At 44.7% G+C, this 16,314-nt stretch carries 12 protein-coding genes; 4 read left to right on the top strand and 8 right to left on the bottom strand.

All coding sequences use genetic code 11. The annotated features are described in order from the left end of the window. Window positions 1–11 precede the first annotated feature (11 nt). Window positions 12–1,343, bottom strand: a complete 1,332-nt coding sequence (locus tag CJD36_RS09725; protein ID WP_105038936.1) for a dihydroorotase — start codon at window positions 1,341–1,343, stop codon at window positions 12–14. A gap of 81 nt (window positions 1,344–1,424) precedes the next feature. Here CJD36_RS09725 and CJD36_RS09720 point away from each other — a divergent pair, with 81 nt between their 5' ends. Then, window positions 1,425–3,197: a hypothetical protein gene (locus CJD36_RS09720; RefSeq protein ID WP_105038935.1), complete on the top strand. Its 1,773-nt coding sequence runs from the start codon at window positions 1,425–1,427 to the stop codon at window positions 3,195–3,197. A 39-nt stretch (window positions 3,198–3,236) separates the two neighbouring features. On the opposite strand, the gene CJD36_RS09715 is transcribed toward CJD36_RS09720, so the two are convergent. Continuing rightward, entirely contained in the window at window positions 3,237–3,644 is a 408-nt protein-coding gene (locus tag CJD36_RS09715) for a hypothetical protein (protein ID WP_105038934.1), read from the bottom strand. After that, on the bottom strand, window positions 3,634–4,233 hold the full coding sequence (locus tag CJD36_RS09710; protein ID WP_161499263.1) for an archaeosortase/exosortase family protein: 600 nt from the start codon (window positions 4,231–4,233) through the stop codon (window positions 3,634–3,636). Before CJD36_RS09710 ends, CJD36_RS09715 begins: the two co-directional genes overlap by 11 nt. 139 nt (window positions 4,234–4,372) lie before the next feature. On the opposite strand from CJD36_RS09710, the gene CJD36_RS09705 reads away from it, so the two are divergent. After that, a complete protein-coding gene (locus tag CJD36_RS09705) occupies window positions 4,373–5,026 on the top strand; it encodes an NUDIX hydrolase (protein ID WP_105038932.1) in 654 nt (217 codons plus the stop codon). Here CJD36_RS09705 and CJD36_RS09700 read toward each other — a convergent pair. Further along, a complete protein-coding gene (locus tag CJD36_RS09700) occupies window positions 5,010–6,698 on the bottom strand; it encodes a S41 family peptidase (protein ID WP_105038931.1) in 1,689 nt (562 codons plus the stop codon). The two genes, CJD36_RS09705 and CJD36_RS09700, sit on opposite strands and share 17 nt — an antisense overlap. A 164-nt stretch (window positions 6,699–6,862) precedes the next feature. Between CJD36_RS09700 and CJD36_RS09695 the strand changes: the two genes are divergently transcribed. Both CJD36_RS09695 and CJD36_RS09690 read left to right on the top strand, forming a co-directional pair. Continuing rightward, window positions 6,863–7,516, top strand: coding sequence for a hypothetical protein (locus CJD36_RS09695; protein WP_133162581.1), 654 nt, complete (start codon window positions 6,863–6,865; stop codon window positions 7,514–7,516). Between the two features lie 68 nt (window positions 7,517–7,584). Further along, window positions 7,585–8,529: an isoaspartyl peptidase/L-asparaginase family protein gene (locus CJD36_RS09690; RefSeq protein WP_105038929.1), complete on the top strand. Its 945-nt coding sequence runs from the start codon at window positions 7,585–7,587 to the stop codon at window positions 8,527–8,529. Between the two features lie 132 nt (window positions 8,530–8,661). On the opposite strand, the gene CJD36_RS09685 is transcribed toward CJD36_RS09690, so the two are convergent. The 4 genes from CJD36_RS09685 to CJD36_RS09670 form a co-directional block, all read right to left on the bottom strand. Next, window positions 8,662–11,058 carry a TonB-dependent receptor gene (locus CJD36_RS09685; protein WP_105038928.1) on the bottom strand — a complete coding sequence of 799 codons (2,397 nt, stop codon included), beginning with the start codon at window positions 11,056–11,058 and terminating at the stop codon, window positions 8,662–8,664. 100 nt (window positions 11,059–11,158) lie between these two features. After that, complete coding sequence (locus tag CJD36_RS09680) at window positions 11,159–11,872, bottom strand: head GIN domain-containing protein (protein WP_105038927.1); 714 nt, start codon at window positions 11,870–11,872, stop codon at window positions 11,159–11,161. Between the two features lie 563 nt (window positions 11,873–12,435). Continuing rightward, on the bottom strand, window positions 12,436–13,641 hold the full coding sequence (locus tag CJD36_RS09675) for a hypothetical protein (RefSeq protein ID WP_105038926.1): 1,206 nt from the start codon (window positions 13,639–13,641) through the stop codon (window positions 12,436–12,438). A gap of 875 nt (window positions 13,642–14,516) precedes the next feature. After that, a complete protein-coding gene (locus CJD36_RS09670) occupies window positions 14,517–16,292 on the bottom strand; it encodes an STN and carboxypeptidase regulatory-like domain-containing protein (protein WP_133162580.1) in 1,776 nt (591 codons plus the stop codon). Window positions 16,293–16,314 lie beyond the last annotated feature (22 nt).

Raw genomic sequence — 16,314 nt, 5'->3', positions numbered from 1 at the left:
CCATCTTCACTTTATCTGTCAAACAATATTCTTTGTCCTCTGTATAGATCCAAAACTTTGCCGTTTTCATAAACGATATTTCCGTTAACTATAGTATTCACGATCTTTGCCGGAAACGTATGTCCTTCAAACGGCGACCAGCCACATTTATAAAGGATATTCTCCTTGCTCACGGTGTATGTTTCGTTCATATTCACCAACACCAGGTCGGCATGGTAACCCTCGCGTATATAACCTCTTTTAGCTATCTGGAAGCATTGAGCCGGCGCGTGACACATTTTCTCTACCACCTTTTCAATGCTCAACTTGCCCTGCTTTGCATATTGCAGCATAAGGACTAGCGAATGCTGCACCAATGGCACACCTGCAGGTGCTTGTTGGTAAGGCTGTTGCTTTTCTTCCCAGGTGTGGGGAGCGTGATCGGTAGCTATTATATCCAATCTGTCGTCAAGCAGTGCTTCCCACAGAGCATCCCTGTTCTCTTTGGCTTTAATCGCCGGATTGCATTTTATGAGATTGCCGTATTGCGGATAATCATCGGCAGTAAAATGCAGGTGATGTACACACACCTCTGATGTTATGCGCTTGTCGGTCAGCGGGAACATGTTGGTGAACAACTGTAGCTCACGGGCAGTAGATATATGCAGTATATGCAGGCGGGTCTTGTGGATCATGGCCAGCTGTACCGCTGAAAATGAACTGGCAAAACATGCTTCTGTATCGCGGATCAGCGGATGGTAAGAAGCATTATCAGCATCAGGGTATTTGGCCTTGTTTTCTGTGATCACGCGCTCATCTTCGCAATGGGTGGCAATAAGCAACTCTGATTCTGAAAAGATCTTGTTCAGGGTAAGGTAGTTGTCTACCAGCATATCGCCTGTACTCGATCCCATAAATATCTTCACACCGCATACTTCGTTCTTTTTGTCGTTGGTGCGCAGTACCTCATCGGCATTGCTGTTAGATACGCCCATAAAGAAGGAGTAATTGGCTACAGAGGTAGCCGCCGCAATATCATACTTGTCTTGCAGCAATTGCTGGGTGATAGCGGGCGGGTTGGTATTGGGCATCTCCATAAAAGTGGTAGTGCCACCGGCCACAGCTGCTGCCGCTTCAGTATGAATATTGGCTTTATGGGTAAGACCCGGCTCGCGGAAGTGTACCTGGTCGTCAATAACACCCGGTAGCAAGTGCAGCCCTTCGCCATTTATCTCCTTATAGTTGCCTGCAGGTGTGATGTTGGTGTCAATTTTATCTATAAGACCATCTTTCAACAGAATGTCTGATACCTTGCTGATACCTTCGTTTACTATGGTGACGTTTTTTATTAATATCGTTGTCATGTTGTTATATGCGGCGTATTAGTGAATAACGCTTAATTTTACCACGCAAATCTACAATTTACATATCTGTAAAACGCCTTTATGCAGAAAAAAGCCTACCTCGCTCTTGCCCTTGCTTTATCAACTTACTGTTCTACTGCCCAAACGACCTATATAGCCACCGGATCTGACAACTACCTGCTGCTGGATAGGTTGGAAACAAGGTCGGGGAGGCTATGTGATAGCCTGAACTTAAGTGACAAACTGGAGTCAAGGAAGAATGCAGTCCATTTTGCCGAATCTATGCAGAGCTGGGCCGCCGACACTACCCGCAAAAACCCATTCAGCAAAATAGACCTGTATAATATGCGTATGCTTGTTGCCGAGCATGGTGAATGGGCGGCTGATGAGAATGGATTTATAAAAGGAAAACATACCCTGTGGGGCAAGATATACAAAGACCGTTACAACATGGGCTATGTAAAGACCAAGGACTTTTTACTGATCATAAACCCGGTGCAGAATTATGTTTCTACACAAGAGGCCAACAGTGGCGGGGGTAGCGTATCGGTAAAAGGACTGAGCGGATATCACCTTTACGGTAGCTATGACCTTGAATTTCGCGGATGGTTCGGTAAGCGTATAGGTTTCTATACTATGCTGACTGACAACATAGAATCTATGCCGGGATACGTATATAATTATGCTATGAAAGATGGCAAGTACATGGCAGTGCCGGGTGCCGACTACTTTTTTGTGCCTAAGTCAAGAGGTGCAAACTTCTCTTACTTCAATGCAAGTGGTTACGTAGACTTCGCTGCTGTGAAGGATAAGGTGAGTGTTACCTTCGGGTCGGGTAAAAACTTTATAGGCGATGGTGTTACGAGCCTTTTCCTGAGCGACTTCTCATCTAACATGACCTTCCTGAAGTTGCGTGCAAGAATATGGAAACTTAACTATGAGAGCTTGTACCTGCAGCTAACGGGACAATACAATAAACAGGCAGGCGATCAGCTATATGCGCACAAGTATGCCACCATGCACTTCATATCATTTAATGCAAGGCCATGGCTGAATCTAAGCTATTTTGAGTCTATCATATTTGACCGTGCTAATGGCTATGAGCTCAACTACCTTAATCCGGTAGCGTTTACGCTTGCGGCTAATAATTTTAATGGCAGTGCAGACAAATCGCTCATTGGCTGGTCTTTTAAAGCCATAGCAGCAAAGCATCTGCAGTTTTACGGGCAGTTCATGCTCAACGAATTCAAGGCATCGGAACTTGTATCAGGAAAGGGATGGTACGGTAATAAGTACGGTTATCAGCTGGGTGCCAAATATTTTGATGCGTTGGGCGTAAAGAACCTGGACCTCCAGGCCGAACTGGATGCGGTACGCCCTTATGCATATGCTGCCAAAGACACTATTGCCAACTATACCAACTTCAACCAGCCATTGGCCGATCCTCTTGGATCGGGCTATATAAAGATGATAGGTATCGCCCGCTACCAACCCGCAAAAAACCTGATGGTAACACTTAAAGGCATGTACTACGTGCATGGCGTAGATACAGGCGGTGCAAACCTGGGTAACGATGTATTCAAAACATATACTTCACGCCCTAAAGACTATGGGATAAAGATGGTTAACGGACCAAAGAGCCAGGTAATGAGCATTAATCTGAACCTGTCTTACCAGGCATCGAGAAACCTGTTTATTGACCTAGGTACTGTTTACAGGAAATTCGATAATGCCTCGAAAGTGTATAACGGTTATTCTTCTGTAGGTTACGATCCTGCCGGGCCACTAACTACCAGTTATGTGTACCTGGGCATAAGGCTTAACTCCGCCAGACGAGATTATAACTTCTTCTAATAAAATTTTGGCAAATACTAAAAGGGCTGATCACCATGATCAGCCCTTTTTATTGTGTGTATCAGTGGTTCGGGATAATTGTTTGGACAACACCGTAAACAGGTAAAAAACAAGAAAAGGGAGCGGCTCTGTAAACCTGTTGCGCAGGCCTGCACCTGTGCGTTTGATCAGCTCATTGTGGGTGAAGTGAAATAGCACACCGCTGGCCAGGAACAATAGAAGTACTAATGCATATAATCCCAACCATAGGCTATTGACCCACTTATCATGTTGGCGCCAGTTAATATAGCCTATACCCGCTGTTAGTAAAAATGCTATGATATGAACGATCTGGTTAACCGTTGGGCCAAAGGCATTGTTATGCACAGAGCCAAAATAATCAACATTGGCCCAGCTGAATAAGATGATAACAATAAAGGAAATGATAAATAGCGCTCTACCCCGCATGTACAGTTGCTCTTTTCGTTTTGGTATATTCCATCCAAAGGTAGAACACAAGAAGATATACAGCCGCAGTAAAAATATAGTGGTGGCTGATATCTACCCAACCCCTGTGCGCTATATTCAGCCAGCCTATCAAGGCACAACGGATAGTATTGATGATATAGATGTAAGGTAGGCCCATTAAAATGAACAATCCCCGCCTTTTGGCTGTGCCGGGAAAGCAGAATAAAAAAGAAATAAAGAGCACATAAATATCCAGTCCGTTGCAGGGATCGAGTATACCCAATACACCACGTCCGTTTATAGTAATAATGGCAGATGCGGTAGCATTGTTGTGTGTATAGACAGCACCAACATTGTCATAAAATGCGGACATAAACTTCGCAGTAGAGTAGGCTGTTGCATTGGTCAATTGCCTGTCTGGAACTCTGATCGGATCGAGCACAAAATTATACAGCAGCTGCCACACTATAAATATAAGCGCGGCCTTTAGTAAGAATGACCTTACCAGTGGTGGAACCTTGTTGTATAGTGTTTTGATGTCGGCCAATGAATAACATAAGAAAGAATTTACCCTTTCATACGACTGCAAAGGTATTATGTTTTGCTCTATTATTTTGTGAACCTACCCTTATACTACATCTACCTACGTGTAAAGGTTACAGAACGGGCACTTCTGATCAGAAAAAAACATGAATATATTGACTAGTTAATACCTTTGACAATAGAACGTGGAAGAACAGCAGATAGACCAAATAAAGAAACGCCTGAGGGAATCCCTGCCGGGCAGTAAAGCCCAGGAATTGATGATGGGCCGTGTAAGGCCCATGCCTATGGCAGTGCCCGCTAATGCCCGACCCAGTGCGGTGTTATGTCTTATTTTTCCACTAAATGGTGAGCCTCATATTCTATTCATGAAACGCAGGGAGGATAACACCCCGCACAGCGGCCAGGTGAGCTTTCCGGGTGGCAGCTATGAGCAGAATGATGCCGACTACCGGGCAACCGCCCTTAGAGAAGCAAATGAGGAAGTGGGTATAATGGCGGCCGATGTAGATATTCTTGGCGCGCTTACCTCGCTCTACATACCTGTGAGCAATTTTAATGTATATCCCTATGTAGGCTTTTCGGCACAAAGGCCAGCCTATAACCTAAGCCAGGCTGAGGTATCTTATATTCTTGAAGTTCCGGTAAGTGATCTGTCCCATCCGTCGAGAAAGGAAGTAACGCACGTCACCTCACCCGCCATGCCCGATGTAAAGCTTAAGGTAAATGCCTATGTACTGCAAGACAGCACAATAATATGGGGCGCTACAGCTATGATATTATCAGAGCTGGAAGCGGTGTTGCGCGATGCTGGCCTTCTGCCTATTTCTTCACTTTAAGTAAGGCGTCAAATTCGGCACTTGATGCTATTAGCGCAACTGCCTTATCCAGTTCTTTATCGTGCTGCATATTTTGCGCTATGCGGCCTTTGCTGAAGTAATAGCGGGATACGATCTCGTTCTCCAGCATTTGCTTTACTGCCTCTTTGTTCTTCTGCAGGTCTTGCTTTTTATCGTGAGATAGTTTAGCCTTCAGTGCATCAAATTCAGCCTTGGTATCGTCGTAGTACTTTTCTTTTACCGCTATCGCTTTTAATGAATCCAGTTCTGACTCGGTCTCTGTTTTATAAGAATAATCTTTCTTGTCCAGCCATTTTGTAAAGTCGGCGAACTCTGCTTCGGTTAATGAGAATTTTGTTGGGTCCGCAATTGATTTATGCTTGCCGGCATAGTCGGTTGCGTAGTCAAACAGGTAATTCTTTACGTAGAGTGTAATAGCTAGCTGACTGGTAGGATCGTCTTTGATCTTCACGTCTGGCTCTATGCCTCCGCCGCTAAGCACGGTACGGCCATTGCGGGTTTTGTATGATTTCTTTAGGGAGTCGGCAAACGTACTTACAGAGTGGTCTGCATTGCGGTGAGTATAGTCGAGCGCCTGTATACAACGGCCACTGGGCGTGTAATAGCGGGCAATGGTGAGTTTAAGATGCGCATTGAAACCCAGAGGACGGGTTACCTGCACAAGCCCTTTGCCATATGAGCGCTCACCAATGATCACGCCCCTGTCGAGGTCTTGCATAGTGCCTGCCACGATCTCTGACGCTGATGCAGAAGACTTATTGACCAGTACCGTGAGCGGAAGATCTTTGTTCCAGACCGTACCTGCTGTTTTATAGTCTTTGTCCATATCGGGTATCTTGCCACGCGTGGTTACCACTGTCTGGTCGCGGTCTACAAATATGTTGCAGATATTCACGGCTTCATCTACCAATCCGCCCGGGTTATTCCTTACATCCAGCACAAGGCCTTTCAGAGCAGGTTGTGCTTTCTTCAGACTGTCGTAAGCATTTCTTACCTGGCGCGCACAACCCTGCGTAAACTGAGTGAGCTTCACATAAGCAATATCTTTACCCGGACCAATGAGCGAGGCGTAAGGAACACTGGATATTTCAATTTCACCGCGGGTAATGATCTTGGAAGATTCTACACCGGTGTAAGCATCTTTGATCTTTAAGGTAAGTTGAGTGCCGGGAGATCCTTTTAATAGAAGACTCAGATCATCTACGCTCTTTCCTTTTACCTGTTGATTGTCTACCGATATCACCACATCGCCGGGATGCAGACCTGCCTTTTGTGCCGGGCTGTTCTCGTAAACATCGCCTACAAATATATCATCGCCCTTGCGGTGCATATTAGCGCCAATGCCACCATACTTACCCGTGGTCATGAATTCATAATCCTCCACATCAGACTCGGTAATGTAGTTGGTATACGGGTCCAGGTCATCCAGCATAGCGTCAACCCCCGTTTTTACCAGTTTGCCCGGTTCAATAGGATCAACATAATAGGTGTTCAGCTCCTTGAAGAGGTTGGTGTAAATATCGAGATTCTTGGAAATTTCAAAATAGGGATCATCTGCCGAGCGGGCATGTATAAAAAAGAATGCAGTTGCCGATAGGGCAGCACCCGCAATAAATCCGTTTGCTTTAGTCAACTTCTTCAAAAAAATCATGGCACCAAACTTGTTATAATATCAACAAGCAATGTACGAATTCTACAGCTTTAATGGTCGGAGTGTAAATATAATTTAACCAAAAGTGTTGTGAATAAAGCAGATTGCGTAAATTGTATCCATATTTTCTATATCTCAATTGCCCTGAATTACCAAGACAAACAATGAAAAACAAAGTACTCTTTTTACTGTCATTTCTTCTCCTTTCTGTGGTCGTTGCCATGGCACAGTGCCCGTTTACTGAAGGGACTGTAAAGTATAAAGTGGAGTTTAAGAACAAGGCCGAAGCAACGTTTACCGGTACTTACATATTCACGTTCAAGAATGGCTTTATTAGAAAGGAACTGAAACTGAGCAATGGTTTTGAGAATGTGGAGTTGATCAACACCAATGACAATACCGTCTATTCGCTGAGATCTAATAATGGCAGGAAATACGCCATACAGCTATCTATGGACGAAATGAGCAGCAGGCAGGAACCTTATAAAGGATTTACTATGCTGGAAGATCCGGACAAGGAAAAGGTTATTGCGGGCAAGAAGGCCATGAAAACAGTATTGGTCTATAAAAACGGATCGAAGGCTAATTTATATGTTAGCCTCGATTGGTACCCTGACAAAACTATCACCTATGAACGCTTTCCCGATTCCCGCTTTATGCCATTAGAGTACACTTACTCCGATGACGTAAAAGGGTTTACCATGCACATGGTGGCTGAATCGGTAAGTCAGTCGCCGGTAGAGAACGCTGTCTTTCGTATTCCTGCCGACTACAAGATGATCTCTAATGAGGAGTATAAGTTGCTGAGTCAGCAATAGGCGATTTTTCAATTTCCTTCCACAGATAAAAACACTACTTTTATCTTCTTACACAGAAATAAAGGTATATGACACAAAAATATTGCATTGCCATACATGGCGGTGCGGGCACCATTTTACGCAGCACAATGACCCCCGAACTGCAATTGCAGTATGAAACAGGCTTGCAGAATGCCATAGATGCAGGTTATAAGATACTGGAAGCCGGCGGTAGTGCCGTTGATGCAATAGAGGCAGCTGTCACCAGCCTTGAAGATTTTCCATTGTTTAACGCCGGCAAAGGCAGCGTATTTAACAACAAGGGTATGCAGGAAATGGATGCAGCGCTAATGGATGGTAAAACCCTGGCTGCGGGCGCAGTATGTGGTATAGCACATGTAAAGAACCCCGTACAAGTGGCCAGGGCTGTGATGGAGCATAGCGGCCATGTAATGCTGGCCGGTGTGGGAGCAGAAGAATTCGCAAGGGCACAAGGCATGGCTATGGAAGAGGATGCCTACTTCTACACCGAGCAACGCTACCAGCAGTGGCAGCAGGCACTGAAAGATGATGTAGTGCAACTGGACCACACCGTTAAGGAAGAAGAAAAAACGGACAAGAAATTTGGCACAGTAGGAGCTGTAGCCCTCGATATGAATGGCAATCTGGCCGCAGCAACCAGTACCGGCGGATTGACCAACAAAAAATTCGGACGTATAGGAGATAGCCCCGTAATAGGTGCAGGCACGTATGCCAACAACGATACCTGTGCCATATCCTGCACCGGTGTTGGCGAGTTGTTCATCCGCTCGGTAGTGGCATATGATATCTCCTGTCTTATAGACTACAAAGGCCTTTCATTGAAAGAAGCCTGCGACATAGTAGTGCATGATAAGCTGGTGGAAATAGGCGGCGAAGGCGGCCTTATAGCCTTGGACAAACATGGCAATATTGAAATGCCTTTTAATAGTGAGGGTATGTACAGAGCTTGCAAAACAAGTGAAGGCAGGAATGAGGTATTGATCTATAAATAATTGAAATTGTCAGTGAATTACAAAAATAGCCGTCACACATGTGGCGGCTATTTTAATGACAGGGGCTATAGATCTCTTTGACTAATGTTGATAGGGCGTAGGTCACCAAATATGTCCACTATTTAGTTGCTTTTAGAATGTATACCTGATCATAGGAATAGGGAAGAAACTCTGCTGATACACGGTCACAATTTTACCTGCTTTTGCGTCATATCCCTTGGTAAATACGTTCTGGTTGTTGGTGATGTTCTGCATATCCAGGGCTACTTCCAGTGTACTCTTTTTGTATTCCTTGCGGTAAGCGATCTTTACGTCTGCCCTCAGGTACGGAGATTGTTTTTCTGAAAATGCCTGCTCTACTTTATATACAGCCTTGCCTTCTATACGCGACTGGTCAAGGTCTATAGGTGTAAGGTACCTGCCGCCAACGGTAGTTAGCTTAAGATTGAGTGCTAATACGCTTCCTTTAGTGCCCAGCTTAAACTCTTTACCTGCCAATGCATTGAACACATAATTGGTATTAAAGGCTGTATTGCGCTCTACACCATCGCTGCCCTTGTAGTAAGACTGAAACAGTGACGTGGTAAACAGGAAGTAGTATCCCTTGTTAAAGAAACGCTCAAGTGTTATCTCCGCACCATAGTTACGACCGGTGCCTTTATTCGCCAGGCTATCTGCAAATGAGTTATTGAAATTAGCACCTGAATTCACTTCTGAGTATGCTGATGAAGTACGTTCAACCGGGATATTTGCCAATGCCTGGTAGTAGGTCTCTGCTTTCAGTCGCAGGTTTTGGGTTATGTTCCAGTCGTAAGTAAGCACAAAATGATTACTACGCGTAAAGCCAAGATCTTTGTTGGTATAGGTGATGCCGGTTGCTGTTTCAGTCTGTGCATAATAGGTGTACAGATTCTGCGCCTGGTGGTGCAATCCATAGCTTGCACTTAATGCCTGCTTACTGTTGAATGCATACCTAAAGCTAAGGCGTGGCTCAGCGGCTATCGAATTACTTATAGTAAGGTATTGGAAGTGCATACCGCCTACTGCTGCAAAATTGTTGGTAAATCTGTGTTTCCATTGTGCATATGCCTGCGCCAGTCCATAGTTGCCTTTATTGTCCACGTATACTTCATCGGGGCTGCCAGGGTGCAGTTGCTTGTCGTTAAGGAAGAAGTTGGTGTGGTCATAGGTTATACCAGCTTCCACATTATCCTTTGCACTCAGCTTATGTGCTATCATCCATATAGCCGACATTTTACCGGTGGTGAATTTATGATAGTAGGTTGGCGTAACAGAGTTACCTATGTAGCTAAGCGAATCTTCATTGTACTTTTCGTAAGTAGAGGAATACCCAAGAGTAAGGCGGGTAAAGGTTTTCGACGACAGACGCTGCTCATAGCTGAGTCCTGTTATTGTTGTAGCATACCTGCTCATCTGGTTGGCATAAGGATCGCCGCCATAAAGTTCTGTTTTTGTGCTGTCTACATCTTTGCCCAGGAAATCTATCGAGCTTAGTCCGGCAATACCGAACAGACTCACCTTGGCGGTCTTGCTTACTTGTGTTGTTATTTTATAGTTCAGATCCTGGTAGAAGGGTGTCGCAGAGCCTGTGCCAAAATTGATACCCAGTGTCTGGAACAACCCTAGTGTCGAATACCTGTAATTGATAAGATATGATGTGTTCTTCTTCTTGCCCAGTGGCCCTTCCGCACCCAGCTCAAAACCATTGAAACCTACCTGCGCCATAAACTCCTTCTTATCCTTATTGCCGTCTCTTAGTTTGATATCAAATACCCCGGCTACCGCATTGCCATATTGCGCTGGAAATGCACTGGTGATAAAGTCAGACTTATCGATGTTATTGTTGTTGATCATGCTTACCGGTCCGCCCGTACTGCCCAATGATCCGTAATGGTTAGGATTAGGAATGTTCAGTCCACCCAACTGCCACAGCATGCCTGATGGAGAATTACCTCTCACCACTATGTCATTAGTAGCATCATTGCCAGATGCTACACCGGCAAAGTTCGCCGCCATACGCGATGGGTCACCCAGTGCACCGGCATACTTTTTGGTTTCTTCTACGTTGAATGAGCGGGCGCTTACCTGCGCCATATCATTGTTGGTGCGCGTTTTGTCTTTGGCCTTGTTGTACACTACCGTTACTTCGTTCAGTTTATGCAGGGCCTCCTGCATGGCTATGTTCAGGTTTACTTCCTTGCCTGCAGTAACGATCACGTCATTGATCACGCGGCTCTCATAGCCCATATAGGTAAGCTTGAATGTTTGCCTGCCAATTGGCACGGCAATCTTAAAGTGTCCTGCTGAGTCAGTAACGCCTCCATTGAGTGTGACACCTGTATTCAGTTGCAGAATAACTACACCCGACAGTGGTGTTCTCGATGCTTCATCGTATACGTTGCCCGTTACATTTTGCATGGTGGGTGCCGGTGCATCCTGCGCTATTGACACGTTGGTATTAGTGCATATAGCTATAAGGAAGAAGATATAAATGCTGATCTTATTCATGGTAGTGTGTGCTTTTTAACAACCTGCGATACCTGTAGTATTGCAGGCTGTCTATTATGTCTTGCTTGTAAGACAATATGTTTTCGATGATGAAGTGTTTTCAGTAGTGAACTACTTTACCTGATCCTGAAATAGAAGAATGTACACTTGGATTGCCCATGCAATATACATCACCGCTACCGGAAATATTTACTGTAAGGTCATCATTTACATTCACCTTTGTAGTACCCGATCCGCTTGTGCGGGAATCAACCGTTCTCGCATAGATGTTAAACAGGTCAATTGTGCCGCTGCCACTAATCTGTAGTGATTCGTTTCTTACACTACCTGCACCAATGTTGATATTGCCCGATCCACTGATGTTGCCATATAGATTGGTGCCGGTAAGTTGTGCCACATATATATCGCCCGATCCGTTTACTTTCAGACTTAAGTCGCTGGAGATGATTGGCTGTAGTACCTTTAAAGTGCCCGATCCGTTAATACCCAGGTTGTAAGCCGATGGCGCGCTTACATACGCGGTCACGCGTGTGTGTCTGCCTATATTGGCCAATGGTTCAAAGTGCATCTGTAGCACACCGTTCTCTACATAAGTTTGTATGTGGCTGATGATGTTCGACTGTCCTACTATTTCTACTTTAAATACAGAATCCTGGGTGAAATAAACATCACCATCTATGCCTGCGTATATACCGGTAAAGCCGGTGATATTAAGCTTCTGTGATACTACAGGACCGTCGCCTGAAATTTTGTTGCATGATGGGGTTACGAAAAGCACTGCTGCGCAAAGGAGAGAGAAAATTACTGTTTTCATTGTTACTTGTTTTAAGCTGTTTTAAGTTGTTTAAGTGTGTATAATTTGTTGTTATGTATAGATGACAATTGTTGAGAGAGATACCCCTATTTACTTTAAAAATTATTTCTGTTTTTCTTTTGTATCCAAATCCTCATCTCTAACCGGCCATTGCAAGGCACGAAGTAATCTCACGCAAGGACGTATTCGTTTTACATTCCCAACACCAACTAATCGTGTCATTGCGAGGAACGAAGCAATCTAGTATCGGGACGTATTCGCTTTACATTACAACACCACCCCCATCGGGTCATTGCGAGGAACGAAGCAATCTAGTATCGGGACGTATTCGCTTTACATTACAACACCACCCCCATCGGGTCATTGCGAGGAACGAAGCAATCTCAGGCAAGGACGTGTTCGTTTTATATTCCCAACACCACCCTCATCGCGTCATTGCAAGGATTGAGTTTATCCCGCAGAATTGCGGGAAAGCAATCTCACGCAAGGACGTATTCGTTTTGTGCCCACAGCACCACCCCGGGAGTAAACCAAGCATAGGTATTTATGCAACCACCTTTTACTTATATATGTACCTGCACGCCGCCAACAACACCAAAATGAAGATCTTGTTTATAGCTGTAATAGTTGCTCGACCATATGGTATTGCTTACGCCATAATTGTCAAGACGGCGGGAGTAAGCACCATAGTTGATAGAGGGTCCTCCGTATAATTCTACGCGGGCAATTTTAAAAGATGGGTATATACGCACTCCTGTATTGATGAAGTACTTGTTGTTAAATCCCGAGAGGGTATTCACTGCTGCTTCCACATTTATCCTGAAGTGTTTGGTCATGAGCAGATGGGCGCCTAGTCCTGCGCCTATTGCGTAAAGACCATCACTCTTATAATTGTTGATACCCGCACCTACCATGCCGTACAGCACCCTGCCGCCTGATCTGAATGTAGCCATAGTAGTGCCCGTTTCATCAACACTTACACCTATTGCCTTCTCGCCTTTCTTTATCAGGTTGATGAGACCAATAGGATAATCGCTGCTATCTGCAATATTCATAAATCCCGATAGCTGCACACCTTTTACTTTTTTCGCTACGTTTATAAAACCGGCTATTTGCGCACCTTCCACATTGCGTGCGGTGTTGATGAATCCCGAGATCTGGGTGTGTACGTTCTGTGCTTCATTACTGAATCCTGCCACCTGCACACCATTTACCGTACCCAAAGCTGTATTGTTGAAACCGGCAAACTGTCCGCCGCGCACAGAGTCGGCAATGTTGGTGAACCCCGCATACTGCACATTTACATTCCTTGCCTTGTTCACAAATCCCGCATACTGTAAGCCATTTACATTGCCACGAGCTACATTGCAAAACCCTGCTGTTTGCATGCCATTTATGTTGCCGCACACATTGACAAACCCTGATGCCTGCATGCCCGTTACCTGACCTTTTACTATGTTTACCACACCCGCTGCCAGCACACCTTTTGCATTACCACCAACAACATTTACCACGCCGGCCGCAACCATTCCACTGGCACTATCTTTAATGGTGTTCGATACGCCTGCAAGGCACAGCCCATTCTCTGAAGCGGACACCCCGGCTATAGCATTAAGAGAAAGTAGGTTGTTATACTGCCCCGCATGAACACCATTAGTGCTCAGCGGATATACCAGCCCTATATTTACATGTTGATGTGCTGTTTGTGCGTACGGTGTTTGCGTAAAACCAAGTATAAATGCTGCAAGGGTTAAGATCTTCGATGTCATAATTTCTGTTGTTTGAAATATGACAGCCAACAGTGTTTATACCCCTATGCAGAGAATTAAATTACTTGTTAATAGAGGCGGGTATTATAGCCACAACTAATAGATTTGACAACTTTTTTAAAAGTTGTCAAATCTTGCGCTCTGTAACTGTAGTAATGCCAAATAGACCTTACATATCGGTATCGGCTAATGTCATTGCTCCTTTGCGTAGGTGAATGTCATTGACCTACGCAAAGGAGCAAGCTCTGAAAGAGCGTCCTCAATAGCGTAGGGCGTTTTAGCCCTACGTCAGAAACCACCACAACATAAAAGCTCTGAAGGAGCGCAATCGGTATAGAAGAACCCTTAAGTCAATGTCATTACGCCGTTAGGTGCAAAAGCTTTGTAGCCTATATCTTTACCTTTTACACAGCACCCCGTAGGTCCGCAACAATCGTAACGGTACCGACTTCTAATATCTGAGCAGTATGGGTAGGCACTCGTAATTGCGTCTCCGCATAATCCCAATTATACATTAAAGGGCAGCATTCAATACATGTCATTGCGCAGTAGGTGCAAAAGGTTTGTAGCCTCACATATCCCCTCCATTACACGCGAGCCATAGTTTCGCGCCCGATCAAATCAATTGCGTTTTTTTAATGGCAGAAATTTAAAGCTTTTGGTCAAGCTCTTAATGCCCGCCTACCGTTAGGCAGGAACGGCATAAATAGCGATGGGTTTCAACCCCCTCCATTTTGTGTGGCGCTAAAAACTTGTCATGATGCCGAAGGTATCATATGTCTATAGAAAAATCAGATTGTAATTGGGGTCGATGCCGAAGGTATCGCATATCTGATTAAGCGAATTTCTTTAAACTATAGAATTTCACCTTCACCCTAAAAAATATTGATCCCAGCTTGCCAGCCTATCCACGAAGACACCTTGGTACCTTTGTATACTTCATACAATTTATCATCAGGACTGAGCGTCTGATACCCCGGCTTATACGGACCTCTAAATGGAACACCGAGTGATATAGATGGTCCAAAATGAACGGAAAGCTTTTTCGTGATTTCGAATATAAATCCTGTGCGGAATTTAATGATGTTTGGAGTTGTAGTATCGGCCGTGTACATAGCAGCTGTTGTTAATTCTGCAAGGAATGCTGTCTTTGGGGTTATGCGCCTTTGCGTTCCTATACCATAGCCCAACCCAAAAGCCTTTCTGTCGGGGTTAATATTAAAGCTCACCGTGTAGATTCCATATAGCTTCTTATTACCGCCCTGGAAAGATATGTTCGTGTTGAATACTTCATTGGTAGACAAGCATAAGGTATGATAGCCCTTCTTTACGATGTTCACAAACCCTATGCAGTAGCCATCTACCGTATCGGCAATATTCACAAATCCTATCTGCACACCCTTTACCTTTTTAGCGCGGTTGAAGATAGCAGATGCCTGCACTCCGTTCACATCTCCCTTGGCCACGTTGATGAGGCCCGCCATTTGCAGCCCTTCCACATTGCCATAGGTTTTGTTTCTTATGCCCGATAGCTGAAAACCTTCCATAGCCATGCTGTCTTGCTGGTCGTTTTCAATAGTGTTAGCAATACCTGATAACTGGAATCCCTTATAGCTCCCATCAACGTAGCTCTTTATGCCGGCCACCGTCATACCTTTTACACTACCCTTTATGCGGCTGTGTATACCCGAAATTTGCAGACCATTCACGGAATCATTTACCCTGTTGGTTATCCCCGCTATCTGCACGCCATCAGTGTTGCCGCTTACTACATTAAATAGCCCCGCTACCTGCACATATTTTACATCCTTCTTGTCAATGTTAAAGAGTCCACCCAGTTCAAAGCCATCTACGCCCGCAGCATAACCGCCAAGAGCATTGAACGAAAATGTATTCACCACCTGCCCGCTCAGTTTGCCATGAGAACCCAGACCCGGAGTCAGCGAAAATTGAATGGGCTTATCGACAAAGAACTTACCCAGATTGGCGCTCTGCTTACGCAGCTTTGTGGAGAACAGGTGTTTTCCCAGCCATGATCGCTCCACGCCCGTATACCTGTTGATCTCCACTTCCTGCAATGAATGATTGGACGGCGGCAATGATATATTCAGTTGCTGGTCATAACCCTGTGTAAATAGCATGGTAGTGTCTTCATAAAAAGAGCCCATGGTCACGGTCACCTTAGCTACAGGGTATCGGTCGCTTTCCTTTATCAGCAGCCTGAAATGACCATCGGCTGCCGAAAGGGTAGAAGCAAGTGTTTGTCTTTCAAATACACTCACATCACTTATCCCTATCCCTGTAAGCCTGTCCGTTATATACCCCGAAATGGCGTACCATTTCTCTTTGGCCGAAGGCTGTATAATAATGTGGTTGTCACTCTCTTTATACTGGCACTTCTCTCCGAAAATAAGATCGAGTGTTTGCTTAACTGTTTTGTTATGAACAGCAATACTGATAAGGCTATCATTGTTAATAGTGGTACTGATGTAAGAAAAATAAAAGCCTCCCTGGTTGCTGATCGTGTTCAGCACTTCCTTCACCGGCTTTTTGGTTAGTGTTAGCGTTACTTTTTTATCCAGCAGTCCCTGCGCATAGCTATACTGATGGCTAAGTATAGCCACCAGTATAAATAAAAGTAGGTTTTTCACGGTAAGGCGCATGTGCGAAAGG

This window comes from Flavipsychrobacter stenotrophus (genome assembly GCF_002954265.1).
Taxonomy (GTDB): Bacteria; Bacteroidota; Bacteroidia; order Chitinophagales; family Chitinophagaceae; genus Flavipsychrobacter; species Flavipsychrobacter stenotrophus.
This window is presented reverse-complemented; position numbering and strand designations above follow the sequence as displayed.